This window comes from Synechococcus sp. MIT2312 (genome assembly GCF_059772315.1).
On record NZ_CM186281.1, the window covers coordinates 313,606 to 330,026 of the forward strand.

Annotated in this window: 16 protein-coding genes; 7 read left to right on the top strand and 9 right to left on the bottom strand. The window is 57.7% G+C overall.

All coding sequences use genetic code 11. The annotated features are described in order from the left end of the window. Positions 1-53: 53 nt before the first annotated feature. From glmU to AC6EI9_RS02120, 5 genes are all read right to left on the bottom strand, one after another. On the bottom strand, positions 54-1,406 hold the full coding sequence (glmU, locus tag AC6EI9_RS02100; protein ID WP_498468839.1) for a bifunctional UDP-N-acetylglucosamine diphosphorylase/glucosamine-1-phosphate N-acetyltransferase GlmU: 1,353 nt from the start codon (positions 1,404-1,406) through the stop codon (positions 54-56). Positions 1,407-1,480: 74 nt separating this feature from the next. Beyond that, a complete protein-coding gene (locus AC6EI9_RS02105; RefSeq protein WP_066906656.1) occupies positions 1,481-1,666 on the bottom strand; it encodes a hypothetical protein in 186 nt (61 codons plus the stop codon). 256 nt (positions 1,667-1,922) lie between these two features. Next, a complete protein-coding gene (locus AC6EI9_RS02110; RefSeq protein ID WP_498468840.1) occupies positions 1,923-2,861 on the bottom strand; it encodes a tRNA (5-methylaminomethyl-2-thiouridine)(34)-methyltransferase MnmD in 939 nt (312 codons plus the stop codon). After that, entirely contained in the window at positions 2,858-4,177 is a 1,320-nt protein-coding gene (aroA, locus tag AC6EI9_RS02115) for a 3-phosphoshikimate 1-carboxyvinyltransferase (protein WP_498468841.1), read from the bottom strand. The genes AC6EI9_RS02110 and aroA overlap by 4 nt, the downstream gene beginning before the upstream one ends. Before the next feature lie 702 nt (positions 4,178-4,879). Next, positions 4,880-5,323, bottom strand: coding sequence for a hypothetical protein (locus AC6EI9_RS02120; protein WP_498468842.1), 444 nt, complete (start codon positions 5,321-5,323; stop codon positions 4,880-4,882). Here AC6EI9_RS02120 and AC6EI9_RS02125 point away from each other — a divergent pair. Further along, positions 5,323-7,065, top strand: coding sequence for an iron uptake porin (locus AC6EI9_RS02125; RefSeq protein ID WP_498468843.1), 1,743 nt, complete (start codon positions 5,323-5,325; stop codon positions 7,063-7,065). The two genes, AC6EI9_RS02120 and AC6EI9_RS02125, sit on opposite strands and share 1 nt — an antisense overlap. Positions 7,066-7,187: 122 nt before the next feature. Here the strand turns inward: AC6EI9_RS02125 and AC6EI9_RS02130 are convergent, their stop codons facing one another. Both AC6EI9_RS02130 and AC6EI9_RS02135 read right to left on the bottom strand, forming a co-directional pair. Next, positions 7,188-7,424 carry a hypothetical protein gene (locus AC6EI9_RS02130; protein ID WP_498468844.1) on the bottom strand — a complete coding sequence of 79 codons (237 nt, stop codon included), beginning with the start codon at positions 7,422-7,424 and terminating at the stop codon, positions 7,188-7,190. 58 nt (positions 7,425-7,482) lie between these two features. Beyond that, positions 7,483-8,142, bottom strand: a complete 660-nt coding sequence (locus AC6EI9_RS02135) for a Fe2+-dependent dioxygenase (RefSeq protein WP_498468845.1) — start codon at positions 8,140-8,142, stop codon at positions 7,483-7,485. A gap of 100 nt (positions 8,143-8,242) precedes the next feature. Between AC6EI9_RS02135 and AC6EI9_RS02140 the strand changes: the two genes are divergently transcribed. Beyond that, on the top strand, positions 8,243-9,244 hold the full coding sequence (locus AC6EI9_RS02140; RefSeq protein WP_498470133.1) for an extracellular solute-binding protein: 1,002 nt from the start codon (positions 8,243-8,245) through the stop codon (positions 9,242-9,244). Here AC6EI9_RS02140 and AC6EI9_RS02145 read toward each other — a convergent pair. Next, positions 9,219-10,778, bottom strand: a complete 1,560-nt coding sequence (locus tag AC6EI9_RS02145) for a UbiD family decarboxylase (protein WP_498468846.1) — start codon at positions 10,776-10,778, stop codon at positions 9,219-9,221. The genes AC6EI9_RS02140 and AC6EI9_RS02145 overlap by 26 nt on opposite strands. Before the next feature lie 63 nt (positions 10,779-10,841). Here AC6EI9_RS02145 and AC6EI9_RS02150 point away from each other — a divergent pair, with 63 nt between their 5' ends. The 5 genes from AC6EI9_RS02150 to sds are packed head-to-tail and all read left to right on the top strand — an operon-like array spanning position 10,842 to position 15,350. Continuing rightward, complete coding sequence (locus tag AC6EI9_RS02150; RefSeq protein WP_498468847.1) at positions 10,842-11,582, top strand: 2-phosphosulfolactate phosphatase family protein; 741 nt, start codon at positions 10,842-10,844, stop codon at positions 11,580-11,582. 52 nt (positions 11,583-11,634) lie between these two features. Beyond that, the gene (locus AC6EI9_RS02155) at positions 11,635-12,456 is read left to right on the top strand and encodes a carbon-nitrogen hydrolase family protein (RefSeq protein ID WP_498468848.1); all 822 of its coding nucleotides are present in this window, start codon (positions 11,635-11,637) and stop codon (positions 12,454-12,456) included. Positions 12,457-12,461: 5 nt separating this feature from the next. After that, entirely contained in the window at positions 12,462-13,553 is a 1,092-nt protein-coding gene (locus tag AC6EI9_RS02160; protein WP_498468849.1) for an N-acetylmuramoyl-L-alanine amidase, read from the top strand. Further along, positions 13,550-14,338 carry a glutamate racemase gene (gene murI / locus AC6EI9_RS02165; protein ID WP_498468850.1) on the top strand — a complete coding sequence of 263 codons (789 nt, stop codon included), beginning with the start codon at positions 13,550-13,552 and terminating at the stop codon, positions 14,336-14,338. Before AC6EI9_RS02160 ends, murI begins: the two co-directional genes overlap by 4 nt. A 40-nt stretch (positions 14,339-14,378) precedes the next feature. Beyond that, positions 14,379-15,350: a solanesyl diphosphate synthase gene (sds, locus tag AC6EI9_RS02170; protein WP_498468851.1), complete on the top strand. Its 972-nt coding sequence runs from the start codon at positions 14,379-14,381 to the stop codon at positions 15,348-15,350. Here sds and AC6EI9_RS02175 read toward each other — a convergent pair. Further along, a complete protein-coding gene (locus AC6EI9_RS02175) occupies positions 15,344-16,063 on the bottom strand; it encodes an HAD family hydrolase (RefSeq protein ID WP_498468852.1) in 720 nt (239 codons plus the stop codon). The two genes, sds and AC6EI9_RS02175, sit on opposite strands and share 7 nt — an antisense overlap. Between the last annotated feature and the right edge of the window lie 358 nt (positions 16,064-16,421).

Here is a 16,421-nt window from a genome sequence, read left to right on the forward strand (position 1 = left end):
CGCTTGAGATTCGAAACGATGCCTGAGCACAAGATGCTGTTTTGAGACTGGCTCTATGGCTTTGCTGTAGACCAGTTTTCTTTCATCGTCTGTTTCGCGCGTCCAATCGCGAGAGCTCCATCGGCAACGTTCTTGGTGAGGGTTGAACCGGCCGCCACGGTGACGCTGTTCCCAAGGGTGATCGGTGCCACCAGCACTGAATTGGCACCTGTTTTGCTGTTGTCGCCGATCACGGTGCGGTGTTTGTTCACACCGTCGTAGTTGGCCGTGATCGTGCCAGCGCCCACATTCACATTGGTCCCCAACTCGGCGTCGCCGATGTAGCTGAGGTGATTCACTTTGCTGCCATTGGCAATGGTGCTCTTCTTCACCTCCACGAAATTGCCGATCTTGCAGTCATCGCTGATGACTGCAGCGGGACGGAGGTGGGCGAACGGTCCAATCGCCGTGTTGCTTCCCACCACGGCCTTGTTGATCACCGAGTGCAGCACGGTGACACTGTCCCCAAGCACCGCATCCTCCAGAAGGCTGCCGGGTCCCAGTCGGCAGTTGTCGCCGATCTGACAAGCGCCTCGAAGGTGCGTCTGAGCTTCGATCACCACATCGCGACCGAACTGGCAGGTTTCACTCAGGCTGCAGCTGTTCGGATCCACAAAGGTGACCCCTTCATCCATCCAGTGCTCTTTCAGCCGTTGCTGTAACAGGGCCTCGCACTGAGCCAGCTGGCGCCGGTTGTTGATGCCGTTCACTTCATCGGAATCCTGCACCTCCAGATGCATGGCCCGATCGAGCATGCCAACGGTGTCGGTGAGGTACAACTCGCCCTGATCGTTGTCAGTGCTCAGCGTCGGCAGCACGGCCGCGAGCTTGCGCCAGTTGAAGCAGTAGATACCAGCATTGGTGAGGTCGTTGCAGCGTTGCTCTTCATTGCAGTCGCGATGCTCAATGATGGCGCTCACGAGGCCATCCGCAGTTGCAACGACGCGGCCATAGCCCGTGGGGTCGTCCAGACGTGCTGTCAGCAGGGTCACATCGGCGCCACTGCTTCGGTGTGTGGCCACCAACTGATCGATGGTTTCGGCACGCAGCAGCGGTACGTCGCCATTCAGCACCAGCAGCTCCCCTTCAAAATTCTGCAATGGCGTCAACAGCTGCTGCACGGCGTGTCCCGTGCCGTTCTGAGGATCCTGCAAGACAAATTCGAGCCCGCCAATGGGGCTCAGCTGCTGTTCAACCCGATCGGCCTGATGGCCAACGATCAGAATTCGCCGCTCAGGCTGGAGATTGCCGGCGCTGGCCAGAACCCGCTCCACCAGGGTGGCGCCAGCCAGCGGCTGCAGCACCTTTGGCAGTGCACTCTTCATGCGGGTGCCTTTGCCTGCGGCCAGAACAGCGACAGCGAGCATGAACAGCAATGCGAATCGGGCGGAATCTACCGGGATCCCGTGGCTTCAGCCCAGCAGAAAGGTTCGTGGTCTCTTCAACGGCCGACCAGGGTGCAACTGGGTTGACGGATCAAGGCATGGGCCCGTTGACGGGTGCAGTCCATCGGTTGGAGCACTGTGCTGAGGCGCTCATCGTCATGCAGAGCTTCAAGAACCAGAAGACTGCCGTAGAAGACGATCTGAAACGTCCAGGCGTCGAAGCCGGACAGGGTGAAAGTCATGGCAGAAATGCACATCACTCCATTCAGCCTGGACCTTCATGGGCCCGAAGTCGACGATGTCTTGAACTCCCCACCATCAAGCAACAGAAATGACCATCAAGACCCCCCGGTTGGACTTGTTTTTCATACGGGCGAAACTTGAATTCAGCGCTGAAAACAGTCTGATCAGAGCATTTTGATTCAGCCTGTACAAGTGGTTTTTGATGTCGCTGCAGCCTGGAGAATCAAGACCTGTTTCTCCACTTCAGAATCACACTCAGCTGACATCTGAACCTTGCTTCAGCGTTTTGTTCTTCAACCAGCGACGCTGCCAGGCACTGGTGCTCTCCAGATCACAGCACTGCTGCTCGATCTCTCGTCGTTCCTGGATGATCTCGGCCACATCAGCACCCTCGGGATCTCGATAGGGCACTGATGCTCTGGTGTTGAGATGCTCTTCCTCCATGGCACTCAGTGCAGTCCAGCCAGGCCCTTCCTTCGCCAATGGCGCTGAGGCGAGGGGTTTCACTGCCAGGGTGCCGGAGCTCCATCCGATCCGTTGTTGTGCTGCCGGACGCAGTGATCGAAGTGTCAGGCCTGCACTCCGCAGGCTGCTTCTCACGGCGGCGGCTCTGCAGTAGGTGAGCAGGCGTCCTCCCGGTGCCAGACGACCGGCCAGAGTTGCGAGGAATTCCTCGCTCCAGAGCTGTGGGCAATGCCCAGGAGAAAAGGCATCCAGAAGGATCAGGTCCAACTGACAAGTGCTGGGCAGGGTCTTCAGCGTTTGGCGCGCATCGCCCCAGAGCATCGTTCCCTGGCCCCTGTCGTCACGCCAGCTGCCGCTCCTGTGAAGCTGTTCAAGCCTCTGCAGAACGGCGCCGGGCCACAGCTCACAAAACGGTTGGTGATTCAGGGCCCATGCGAGGGGCCGCGGGTCAACTTCCAGCCCCCACCACTGCACCCAGGGTGATCTGGTTGGAGGCAGTGCAGCCATCACGGCCGCGCTGTTGTATCCCAACCCGAAGCAGACATCGAGCAGCCTGAGCTGGCTCGTTTGCGAGAACCGTCCCAGCTCGGCGGGTTGGACAAATTTCGTCTCCGCTTCCTCCAGGGCTCCTGCGGAGCTGTGAAACGCCTCATCAAAGTGATCGCTGTGAAGACTCAGGCTTCCGTCAGCCGTTTCGAACGCCCTGAGTTGCCCGAGCGGATGGGTCAACGCTGCAGTCGATCGAGATCGGTCCAGAAGGTGGGGTAGCTGACGGCTGCGGCTTCACTGCGCGCCAGGGTTGAATCACCCTTGGCCATCAGGGCCGCCACCGCGAGACTCATGGCAACGCGATGGTCGGTCTCGCTGTCGAGTTGTGCAGCTTTCAGTGGCCGACCTCCACGGATGGTTAGCCCGTCGGGATGTTCATCGATGTCGGCACCCATGGCTTTCAGCTGGCGTGCCATCACCGCCAGTCGGTCTGTTTCCTTCACTCTCAGTTCTGCTGCTCCTGTGATCTGGCTTTCGCCTTCGCAGAAGCATGCCGCCACGCTCAGGATCGGGACTTCATCCACCAGTCGAGGCATGATCTCCTCTCCAAACCGGAAGGCTTTCAGTGATCCGTGGGTGACACGCAGATCCCCCACCGGTTCGCCTGCCACATCGCGCTGATTGACCACTTCGATCTTGGCTCCCATCTGTTCCAGAACCTCCAGCACTCCGGTGCGGGTTGGATTCAGGCCCACATTTTCAACGGTCAGATCAGCACCGGGCACCAGGGCGCCGGCGATCAGCCAAAACGCTGCTGAGCTGATGTCACCTGGAACCACAACATGCTGCCCCTGCAGCTGAGCACCCGGGCGAACGGTGATGTGGCGTCCCATTTCTCCACCCACATCCAGGTCGGCGCCAAAGGCCTTCAGCATTCTTTCGCTGTGATCACGGGAGTGTGCTGGTTCAATCACCGTGCTGGTTCCATCCGCTGTCAGTGCGGCGAGCAGCAAGGCGGATTTCACCTGTGCACTGGCGACGGGGGTGCCGACAACGGCTCCGCGCAGCTTGCATCCCTGAACAGCAAGAGGGGCGAAGTTTCCCTGTCCGCGCCCGCGCACCTCGGCTCCCATCATTGAGAGCGGTTGCCCAACGCGTTGCATGGGTCTTCGTTTGAGGGAATCATCCCCGCTCAGCACGAAATGTCGGCCATCCCGTCCGGCCAGTAACCCGAGCATCAGGCGCATGGTGGTGCCTGAATTCCCGCAGTCGAGCACTTCACTGGGCTCCTGCAAACCATCGAGGCCAACGCCGTGAACGGTGATGATCTCCCCGTCGGCGACGGGACTGATCTGCGCTCCCATTGCTCTGAGGCAGGCGGCCGTACTGATCGGATCCTCAGCAGGCAACAGCCCTTCAATCGTGGTTTGCCCTTCGGCAATGGCTCCGAACAGCAAGGCCCGATGAGAGATCGATTTGTCTCCGGGAACCCTCACATGCCCCCTGAGAGTTCCGCCGGATCTCAGTTGACGGGCATCTCCTGGGGTTCCCGGCACGTTCTCTCATGGCTTGGTGGCTGAATTCTATGAGTCGTTTGATCCAGGACCAGTTCGCACGTGGTTGTGGAATGAAGCCACCAAGTTTTCGTGAACAGCACTAAATTTTCGAAATGAATTAGATCTTTTCCAGATTCAAGTCTAGAAGGGATTTGAACAATCGCCGGAGACCATCAATTGACTGATGTCAATATCAATCGATGAATAAGGTTTTATTGTAATCATCAATCGTAATGGTTAAAATTCTCCTGAAAGGCCGTACGTCGAACTAGTTTGTTTTCAACTCCGAAGTTGAAATATTGTTCAATAAACATTCTCTATCAATGATTTGATGAATGAGATATTCCAAGTCAGTACAGTGATTGAGTTGATTTTGAAATTCAAGACAAAGCGACTTTCTTGGCAATTAAAATATTCAGCTCGTCGCGATAATTTCGAGCTGCTTGCCAATCTTTCCTTTTAACCGCGTTGTTATATGCCTTGATGAGTTGTTGCCGATGCAGTTCGTGCGCTACGTCCATGGCTTCGCATTTGCTCCAAATAATTTATGGATTGTTTTGGTGGCCTGGATGAAGTTCTGATGCGCTGCTGGGTGATCAATGAGCCCGGGCACTTGTTGGGCATGACGCTGTTTGACCTGCGAATGGCGATAGCGGCATGACGCCGATGTTTGTTCTGGTCATGACGGCAAGTGGCCAGTAATTACAGGCAAAGGTTGCATTTGTCACGAGGGTGGCCGGTTTGTGTTTTGACAGCCTTGGCGCGCTGGCCGCGTGCGGTCTTCGCCTCGGCAGGCATCCAGAACAGTTGACCTGTTGCTGAGCTTCCCGTCTCTGTTCCGCAGTCGGGTGGGCTTGATTTTTGCTTCATGGCAGTGAGGCCAAGTGTTTTGAGTGTTTCGTCTTTTGTCTTTTGCGTCGTCGTCGGGCTGTGAGACGTTCGATCCAGCCTGTCGTTCAACGGGTTGCTGGCGCGCCGCGAACTGGCATGAATTTGGTTGATTTGCTGTTCTGAGCGTTTTTTCCGCGTTAAGGCCTTCTGTTGTTTGTGGTTGTGACTGCTTTTCAGGTAGCGGAGTCGCTGTCTGTGCGTTTTAATACGGTGCGAGGCAAATGCCTCTTCCTCTTTTATTGGTGTGAGGATCAATGAAACTGTTCAAGCAACTGCTGGTTGCTCCTGCTGCTCTGGGCCTTCTGGCTCCGATGGCTGCTGGTGCAACTGAAGTCAATGTTGCCGGTGTTTCCGACTACGCAAACGTGTCTGCTGACGCGGTTGCTGTGGATCAGGTCACCAGCATCACCCAGTTCTCCGACGTCTACCCGACCGACTGGGCTTATCAGGCTCTCAGCAACCTGATCGAGCGCTACGGCTGCGTTGCCGGTTACCCCAACGGCACCTACCGCGGCAACCGTGCCATGACCCGCTTTGAAGCGGCTGCACTGCTGAACGCCTGTCTCGACCGCGTCACCGAAGTGACCGACGAGCTCAAGCGTCTGATGAAGGAGTTCGAAAAGGAGCTCGCCATCGTCAAGGGCCGTGTTGACGGTCTGGAAGCCCGCGTTGGCGAACTGGAAGCCACCCAGTTCTCCACCACCACCAAGCTGAAAGGTAAGGTCGACTTCGTGATGGGCGGCGTCAGCTACGGCGGCGACGACTACGATCTCACCATTCCTACCCGGACTGAAATCGACGAAGACGGCGACGAAGTTCCTGTCTACAAGAACGGCGGCAAGTACCTGGGTCAGGACGCTTTCACGTTCAACTACCGCGCAACCCTGAACCTGAACACCAGCTTCACGGGTAAGGATCTGCTGTACACCCGCCTGCGTGCCGGTAACTTCAACACCAACGCATTCTCTGGTAAGGGTTACACCAGAAACATCACTCAGCTCTCCGTTGCCAAGTCAACTGGCGATGCGCTGAAGGTTGACAAGCTCTGGTACCAGTTCCCTCTGGGTGCTGACTTCCAGGTTTACCTGGGTGCCAAGATCGAGAACTACTACATGCTTGGCGCTCCCGCCACCGTGTACCGCGAGATTCTCAAGGACTTCAAACTGGGCGGTTACTACGGCGTTTACGGCGCTAGCACCTCACCTGGTGCCGGTATCGTCTGGAAGCCCAACAGCCAGAACGATCCTTACGATCCGAAGTTCACCGTTGCTCTGAACTACACCGCCAAAAACGGTGCCAAGGGCAACCCCACCACCGGTGGCGGTATCGGTGCTGACCGTTCCAAAGGCAAGTTTGTTGCTCAGGTTGGTTACGGCGGCCCCCAGTGGAACATCAACGCTGGTTATGCCTACATCCAGCGCGGTATGACCGTTGGTTACGGCACACCTCTGGGTTCCGGCACCAAAGTTCTTGGTGGTGACGACGAGTCCGGTTCACGCGGATTCAGCGACGCCAACGCTTTCGCACTGCGTGCATGGTGGCAGCCTTCCGAGGCCAGCTGGGTTCCTTCAATCACCCTTGGTTACGACTACACCGGTTTCAACCACGGCGACAGGTTCTCTGACGCTGAGACTCCCAAGGCCATCAAAAACACTGCCTTCGACGGCAAGAAGCTCTACAGAAAGCAGTCTTCACAGGCTTGGACCGTTGGTCTGAACTGGAAGGATGCCTTCATGAAGGGCAACCTGCTTGGCTTCGCCATCGGCCAGCCTCAGTTCGAAACCGATCGTGACAACGGCACTCCCGATGACGGCAACTACGCCATGGAGCTGTACTACCAGTTCCAAGTCACCGACAACATTGCTGTGACTCCCGCGATCTTCTACGTCTCCCGTCCCTTCGGTGAACTCACCGGCAGCGGCCCTCTGACCGGCGGCGAAGATGCTGAGACCTTCAACACCTTCGGCTACCTCGTGAAGACCACCTTCCGTTTCTGATTCAGATCGGTTGATTCTTCTCCAAGCTCCCTCTTTGAGGGAGCTTTTTTTTGGCTGAATGATTCCAATAAAAAAGGAGGCCTATGGCCTCCTTTTTTATTGATGATGACTGGCTGGCTAGATCACCAGCAGTTTTCGCCCTCGCCAATCGGCACACAGATATCTTCTTCAGCAGCTTTCTCAGCGGCCTTCTTTGCATCGGCATCCTTCTTGGCTTCGGCGTCGATGTCCTGATCAGTGCTCCATTCCTGCAATCCACCACCCATGGTGTTGGTGTCAGCGAGTGCAGTTGGAACTGCGATTTGGCTGCTCAGTGCAGCTGCACCGGCGAGGAAGATGGAAAGAGTTGACCTCTTCATTCCAATAACCACCATTTATATAGGCTTCCATAATTCTAAGTCGTTTCAACTGGGTTGATCAGGTGCCCAGTGAGCGCAGTAAATTTGTATACGCCAGAAACACCAGGTCAAGTTCTTCGCTGCGTCCGTGCTTGGCGAGCAATCCCTTGGCCCCCGTATCCAGTTGAAACAAGGTGACCCGATCCCCTTCGTTTTTCAGATAACTCTCGATCCAGCCCACGCAAACGATGCGTTCTCCGCTCGTGACCTTGTTGACCCGGTGCATCGTTGAACTGGGGTAGATCACTATCTCACCTCGGAGAAGTTCCAGTTCCAGTGAGTCCGTCACCGTATCGACTTCCAGCGTTCCGCCTGTGAATGTCTTGTGGTCAGACAGGCAGAGCGTGAAGGAAAGGTCGCTTCTGCCGCTGCTCATGTAGGCATTGTCCACATGGCTGTCATAACCACCCCCGGTTTTTGTTCTGCTGATCAGAAACCGGTGCAGCTTGCGCGGCACGCAGAAGCTTTTGATCGCAGGATGTGCCCACATTGCCTGCTGCACAAGGTTTTGAATCTCCGCTCTGACCGGGGATGAGTGCACGATTTGTTCATTGATTTTTCCGCCCCTGGCCTGTGCTCCAGCCGTTGTCCTGCCGTCGATCCACTCGGCGGTCTCGATTTTGTCCAGAACCGCCTGGCACTGCTCAGAGTTGAAAAGCTGGAGCTTGATGTGATTCATTGAGGGCGGAAAACTTGTATCAAATGTCTAGTAAGCTGGTATCGACTTGGCGCGACGTTTTGGTTTTTCGCAGACAACCTCAGGTGGGTTCTTGTGTTTTATGAAGCTGCTTGCCATTCCCTTGCTTGCGTCGCTGTCTTTTCTGACGGCTGCTGTGCAGGCTGAAGAAGTTCGTGTTTACTCTGGCCGTCATTACAATACCGACCGGCAGAGTTACAAGGCATTTTCCGACAAAACCGGTATCAAGGTTCGACTGATCGAAGCCTCCGGGATCTCCCTTGTTGAGCGCATCAAGCGCGAGGGAAGCAACACCAAGGCGGATGTGATCATTCTTGTTGATGCAGCCAGAATTAATAATGCAGCAAAAGCTGGCTTGTTTCAGCCGATCAGCTCAGCAAAGTTAAATTCCGAAGTTCCTGCCCGTTACCGAGATCCAGGAAATCGTTGGTTTGGCATCGCACGACGCGTGCGTGCAATCATCATTAACCCCAATCAGGTTAAGCCGTCACAGGTTCAAACTTATGCACAACTAGCTTCTCCTGATCTCAAAGGAAAAGTTTGTCTTCGTAATCGTAAAAACGTCTACAACCAATCTTTGGTTGCTGATCAGCTGGCAATCCGGGGTGAGGCGAAAACCAAGGCTTGGCTCAAGGGTTTGATTTCCAATGTCTCTCAGCCTTACTTCCCTGGTGATATTGCTCTGATTCGTGCTGTTGCCCAGGGTAAGTGCGGTGTTGGAGTGGTGAATCATTATTATCTCGCCCGCATGCGTGCAGGCATTAATGGCGCGAGGGACCAGAAGCTTGGCAATCAGGTGAAAATTGTGATGCCGAATCCTGCGCATGTGAATATCAGCGCAGCTGCTGTTTCGAAATACGCCAAAAATAAATCAGCCGCTGTCAAGCTCATCGAGTTTCTGGCTTCACCGAACGGAAGTCGAGGAATTGCTGGTCCCACCTTTGAATTCCCGCTCACCGGTGTTGGTGGTTCGACATATCTCAAAGGGATGACCAAGTTCACCCCCGATAATGTATCGATTTCTCAGTTGAGTGCACTGAATCCCAAGGCGATTCAGCTCATGGCCCAGTCCGGTTGGCAATGAGTTGATCCAGCAGGTAGCCGAATAATTCCGGGTTCGGCTCCCTGTTGCTGATATCGGCAAGTCCCAGTTCGTCCAGGCGATCAGTCACGCGTTGTTCGAGATCGTCTGGTCTGCTGAGAGGTTCGCCCCAGGGATGGTTTTTCTCAGGGCCGACTTTGGTAGTGGCATCGATCGCCAATCGTCCGCCAAGGCCGAGTTGCTCACTGGCGAAGTCCAGGGTGTCGAACGGTGTGTTCTCCAGAGTGAACAGATCCCTTTGCGGATCCACTTGAGCGGCGATGGCCCAGACCACCTGTCGGGGATCACGCACGTTGATGTGACTGTCGACCACCACCACAAACTTGGTGTAGGTGAACTGCGGCAGCGCGCTCCAGAACGCCATCGCGGCACGCTTCGCCTGGCCTGGATAGGCCTTGTCGATGGAAATCACCGCGAGTTTGTAGCTCAGTGCTTCCATCGGCAGGAAGAAATCCTTGATCTCGGGGATCTGCTGGCGCAGGATCGGGGTGTAGATCCTGTTCAGCGCGATGGCCAACATCGCTTCCTCCTTGGGAGGACGGCCACTGAATGTGGTCAGAAAGACTGGATCTCTGCGTTGCGTCATGCAGTGAAAACGCACCAGCGGTGAGTCCTCAACGCCCCCGTAAAAGCCCATGTGATCACCGAAGGGTCCATCCGGCATCACCTCCCCCGGCGTGATCGTGCCCTCCAGCACCACCTCACTGTGACTCGGAACCTTGAGATCCACGGTCTTGCAGGGGGTGAGCCTGACGCCTTCGCCTGCATAAATCCCGGCGAACAACCATTCGCTCAACTGCACTGGAATGGGTGTGGCCGCCGCCATCACCAGCAGTGGATGCACACCAATCGCAATGGCGATCTCCAGTTTTTGGCCGAGGGCTGCAGCTTTGCGCAAATGGCGTGCACCACCGCGGACGCTCAGCCAGTGCACGGTCATGGTGTTGACCGACTGTTTCTGAAGCCGATACACCCCCACATTGGGAACGCCGGTTTCGGGGTCTTTGGTGATGACCAGTCCGAGCGTGATGACCCCTCCGGCATCGCCTGGCCAGGGGCGAATCAAAGGGATGTTGTCGAGGTTGACGTCATCTCCTTCAAACACCTGCTGCCGGCAGGGAGGCAACAGATCTCTGTCTGGTCTCGCCTTCACCAGATCCCAGAAGACGCGAGCGAATTTCTTGGTCTCCCCTAATCCTTTGGGCGGTCGTGGCTGTTGCAGCAGCGCCAGACGCTCACCGAGATCTTCGAGTTGTTCTGGGTGCTCGAGGCCCATGCTCCAGACAACGCGTTCGACGGTGCCGAGCAGGTTGACGGCGACCGGCATGGAGGATCCGATCACGTTTTCGAACAGCAGTCCGGGCCCTCCGCTGGCCAGCACGCGATCAGCGATCGCTGCCAACTCGAGATCGGGATCCACCGGGGCCGTGATCCGCTTGAGTTGACCCCGCTCCTCCAGCAGTTGAATGAAGGCGCGCAGATCCCTGGTGCTGGGGCCGGAGCGGAACAGAGCCATCTGGAAGCCACCTCAGCGGGGGTGATCTCGGTACTGTGACGCACGCTGACGGTGAATGTGGCCATGCAGTTTTCCTATTTTCATGCGGCTGCGGATGTTCCCGACACGATTGGTTCCGCCGACGGTCCTGATGCGGCGGTCGTGATCGATGTCCTGCGTGCCACGACCACGATTGCCTGGGCGCTGCACAACGGTGCCGAGGCGGTTCAGGCGTTCGCTGATCTCGATGAACTGCGTGCCCAGGCGCAGCAGTGGTCTGAATCCTCCCGTTTGCTGCTGGGGGAGCGCGGCGGTTGCATGCTCGAAGGCTTTGACCTGGGCAACTCCCCGGTGGCGGTGACCCCTGAAGTGGTGCAGGGCAAGCGATTGCTGATGAGCACCACCAACGGCACCCGTGCATTGCAGCGGGTTCGCGATGTCGCTTGTGTTGTGACGGCGGCTTTGCCCAACAGGCGCGCTGTTGCAGAGCGGTTGCTGGCAGGCCAACACCAGCGGATTCTCATTCTTGGCAGTGGTTGGGAAGGCACCTATTCCCTGGAGGATTCGCTGGCTGCCGGAGCGATCGCAGAGCTGCTCGTGGCGGCAGGAGCCTCGGTTGCCAATGACGAACTTCAGGCTGCACTGGCCCTCTGGAACCAGTGGAAGCATGACCCTGAGGCCTGCCTGCGCACCGCTTCGCATGGCCAGAGGCTGATCGGGATCGGCAACCACGATGCCGATTTCAGCTGTTGCGCGGCGTTGGATCAGATTCCCGTGGTTCCGACCCAGGTCGAGCCCGGTGTTTTACGAGCCGTGCCTGTCTAAAGCGCGGAGCGCCCGTCAGCCATACCATTTCATCGACTGAACCCTGATCTCTGTGCGTGATTTCCTGGCGGCGGCCGTGCAACTCACCAGCAGTTCTGACCCGCAGAGCAATTTCACGGCTGCCGAGGAACAGATCGACCTTGCCGCACGCCGGGGAGCCGAGTTGATCGGACTTCCCGAGAACTTTGCCTTTCTCGGTGAGGATTCACGGCGCCTTGAACTGGCTCCGGCCCTGGCAGAACAGGCCTCCAATTTTCTGGTCACCATGGCGCGTCGCTATCAGGTGGTGATCCTGGGCGGTGGTTTTCCTGTTCCGGTCGGGGACGGTGAGCACACCTATCAACGTGCGCAGTTGGTGGGTCGCGATGGTCAGATTCTTGCCAGTTACGACAAGATCCATCTGTTTGATGTGGACCTGGCTGACGGCAGTTCCTACCGCGAGTCAGCGTCTTTCAGCCCAGGTACGACGCCTCCACCCGTTGTGGATGTGCCTGGACTCTGTCGGGTGGGGCTGTCGATTTGCTACGACGTGCGCTTCCCTGAGCTCTACCGAGATCTGATCGGAGCAGGAGCTGAGTTGCTGATGATTCCCGCCGCGTTCACGGCTTTCACGGGTAAGGACCACTGGCAGGTGCTTCTGCAGGCCCGTGCGATTGAAAACACGTCCTACGTGCTGGCTCCGGCACAGACCGGTGTCTACGCAGGACGACGTCAGAACCATGGACATTCTCTGGTCATAGACCCCTGGGGAACGGTGCTCGCCGATGCCGGGGTGAGCCCAGGTGCAGCAGTCGCTCCGGTTGACCTGGATCATCTCGAGCGCATCCGCACGCAGATGCCTTGCCTGAAGCACCGCAGAACCGCACTGTTCTGAATCTGATGCCTCGGCTCCCTCGTCGTTTCAGCGCTCTGCTGGTCGCTCTTGTTGTGCAGAGCACTGGCGTGCTGATGGCCCTGCCCGCTCGGGCCGCCAGTGCCCTTGCGGCCTGGTCGCTGGGGCGTGATGGGGTTCTGCAATTGCGCACGGCCACGGGAGCGCGCCTCGATGCTTTCTTTGAAGCCGGTGAAGCCGGTCGTGGGCCCAGGGTCTGGATCGATTTTCCCGGTGAGCTGAGCCGCACACGCAAGCTGCGAGGTTCCGGACCGGTTCGCGAGGTTCGACTCGGCAAGCCCAACCCCGGCGCCACACGTCTGGTGATCGAGTTCAATCCTGGCGTTGAGCTTGATCCTGGTCAGTTACGCCTGATCGGCACCTCGCCGGATCGTTGGAAGTTGATGTTCGAGGGGCTTCCCACCAGAGGCCTGCGCACCATCGGGGAAGGCGATCTCAATCGCGCCAGCACAGGACGCTGGGGCGGCGTTCGCATCAAGCCCACAAAAACTCCGGTGAATGCGGCCGGGCTCCCAAGTGTTGCTCGCGGTCGTTACAGAGTCGTGATTGATCCAGGTCATGGGGGACCTGACCCCGGTGCCGTGGGGATCAGGGGGATTCGCGAGTCGGAAATTGTTCTCGATGTTTCGCTGCAGGTGGCTCGATTGCTTGAGGCCAAGGGTGTACAGGTCACCCTCACCCGTACCGCAGAGGTGGATGTTGATCTGCCTCCGAGGGTCTCGCTTGCCAACCGACTCGGCGCAACGGCCTTTGTGAGCATTCATGCCAATGCCATCAGCATGTCGCGTCCGGAAGTGAACGGCATCGAGACCTTCTATTTCTCTGATCCCCGCTCCGCAAGGCTGGCCGCACACATTCAGCAGCAGGTGCTGAATGTGTCTCCTGGAAGCCCCAATCGCGGAGTTCGTCGCGGCCGCTTTTTTGTGATCCGCCGCACCACCATGCCTTCAGTCCTGGTGGAAACAGGTTTTGTCACCGGCAGCCTCGACTCCCCAAGGCTGGCCAGCGCAGCGCATCGCCGTCGACTCTCTCTGGCTATCGCCACCGGCATTCTTGAGTATCTGCAGGGGGTGAGATGACCATCCGTCTCGGCATGTTTGACAGCGGCCTTGGCGGACTGACGGTCCTGCGTCGCGTGCTGGAACGCCATGGATCCCTGCAGGTGATCTACCTCGGCGATACGGCTCGTGTTCCTTACGGCAGTCGTTCAGCCGCTGAAATCCGCACGATTGCCTCAGAAGTGGTGAGTTGGCTCAGCCAGCATCAGATCTCCACTGTGGTGATGGCCTGCAACACCACCAATGCGCTGGCCAGGGATGTTGCCGAAGGGCAAGCAGGTGTTCCGGTGGTCGGCCTGATTGGAGCAGCCGCTGCAATGGTTCGGGAAACCCGGGTTGGGGTTCTGGCCACACCGGCAACCGTTGCATCGAGTGCCTACCGGGAAAGCATCGAGGCTCTTCATCCTGGAACGCTGGTGGTGCAGCAGGCCTGTCCTGACTTCGTTCCCTTGATTGAAAGCGGCGATCTGCGTTCTGAGGCCCTCCGTGATGCTGCCACCCGCTACCTGCAACCCCTGATGGAGGCTTCCGTGGAGTCTGTGGTTCTGGGCTGCACGCACTATCCCCTGCTGGTGCCGCTGCTCAACAATCTGTTGCCGCCATCCATTCGGCTGATTGATCCCGCCATGGCCGTGGCCAGCCAGCTCGATGCCTTGCTGGGGAAGCCGGTCCCCGGAGGCCTGAATCAGCCCCTTGCCATCGGAGCAACCCGCATTTGTGTCACGGCTGACGCGGAGGGATTCGCGGACCGCGCGACGCCCTGGCTGGGGCAACGGCCGCGGGTTGAGCTGGTGCAACTGCAGTGACAGGTCGACGCCTTCTAGGATCTGCGCACTGAGAGGATTCATGACCACCGTCACCGATTTGCTGGAGCCGGTTGAGGCGGATCTGGAGATCCTGCTCAGCGATCTTCGCAGTCTGATCGGAGCGGGTCATCCGATCCTTCAAGCAGCTGCAGAGCACTTGTTCAGTGCAGGTGGCAAACGTTTACGTCCAGGGATCGTTCTGCTGATCTCGAGAGCCCTTGCCAGCGACGGTGGGCTTACATCCCGGCATCGCCGCCTGGCAGAGATCACCGAGATGATCCACACCGCCTCGCTGGTTCACGATGATGTCGTGGATGAAGCCGCGACCCGGCGTGGGGTTGAAACTGTTCACAGTCGTTTCAATCACCGTGTGGCCGTGCTGGCCGGTGATTTCCTGTTTGCGCAAGCCAGCTGGCACCTCGCCAATCTCGATGATCTTGATGTGGTGAAACTGCTCAGCCGCGTGATCATGGATCTGGCTGATGGTGAGGTGAAGCAGGGTCTGTTCCGCTACGACACAGGCCAGACCTTCGAGACCTACCTGGAAAAGAGTTACTGCAAAACCGCTTCTCTGGTTGCGAACAGCGCACGTGCTGCTGGGGTTCTCAGTGGTTGCACCGAGCCACAGCTGGAATCGCTCTACCGCTACGGGCGCCAGTTGGGTCTGGCCTTCCAGGTGGTGGACGACATTCTTGATTTCACGGCCAGTGATCAGCAACTGGGCAAGCCTGCCGCCAGTGACCTCTCCAGTGGTTACCTCACCGCACCGGCTTTGTATGCCCTCGAGCGGAATCCAGCCATGGGTGTGTTGATCGAACGGGAATTCAGCAATGAGGGTGATCTCGACGAAGCCCTGGCCATCGTACGTGAGTCGGATGCGATTGCTCGCACCCGTCAGCTGGCTGAAACCTTCGCCCAGGAATCTCGTGAAGCGCTCACATGGCTTCCGGATTCCCCCTATCGCACGGCCTTGTTGGAGCTCCCCGATTTCGTGCTCAGTCGTCTTTACTGACTCAACAGTTTCAGGCAGGCCTCAGCTTCGCTGAGCCTGTGAATGTTGATCAGTCGCGCTGTTTTCTCAAGATCCTCTGGCTGATCAGTCAGAGGATCGAAGGATTCATGAGTTCTGAGCAGACGCCAGACCTGGCATCCAGCGGTCAGGGCTGATCGACAACCGGCCTGGGAATCCTCGAAAGCCCAGCAGTCTTCGGGCCTAACGCCAAGACATTCGGCTCCTGTGAGAAATGGATCTGGCGCTGGCTTCCCTGATCTGATCCGTGGATCGTCGCCGCAGATCATCAACTGCAGCAGATTCACCCAGGGATGATTGTCGATTTTGCGCTGCACTGACTGCCTGTCACTGCTGGTGACCAGAGCCATGGCGATGCCGAGTCGGTCGGCCGTCCGTACCAGCGATTCGGCTCCCTCCATCGCCTTGGCTCCAGGCAGCAGCTGTGCTGCGATCGGCTGCCTGACGGCGAGCAGTTGATCCGGTGTGATCGGCTGCTCGATCCAGGAGCAGACGAGCCTCGCGTTATCCAGACGGCGGCGGCCCTGCAGCTGGATCAACTGGTCAGGCATGAGATCGCTGCCGAAATGGCTTGCCGCCTGTTGCCAGGCGCGTGCATGCAGCGGCTCGGTGTCCAGCAGCAGGCCGTCCAGGTCAAACAGGCAGGCGTCAGGTGGGTGGGTTGGCTGGTTCAGAGACAGCCTCTCTGCTTGCAATGGCTGCTGGCCGCATGGGCGACCGCAATGGTTCTCTTCACAGCATGCTGCCTCAACAACACCGATGCACTGACGGGACTGCCAACGGCAGTACCAGCGCCTGAGCTGAACGGCTGAGATGGCTGGTCATGAATCTGACCTGTGTTGATTTCTGTTTGTGGGGTCCGTGACGACTCAGCGCAGAGATGAGGATCTTTTTGGTGGAACGATCAAACAACGTCAAATCCCAGTGCAGACCGACATCTCCTGGTTCTCACCAGAACTGTTCTGAGTTCTGACCAGCGCTCAACCACAGCCTCCAAAAGTCAACGGTGAGGGTGCAGTTGTCCGGGAGAGATCCCACAATCTGCTTAATCCA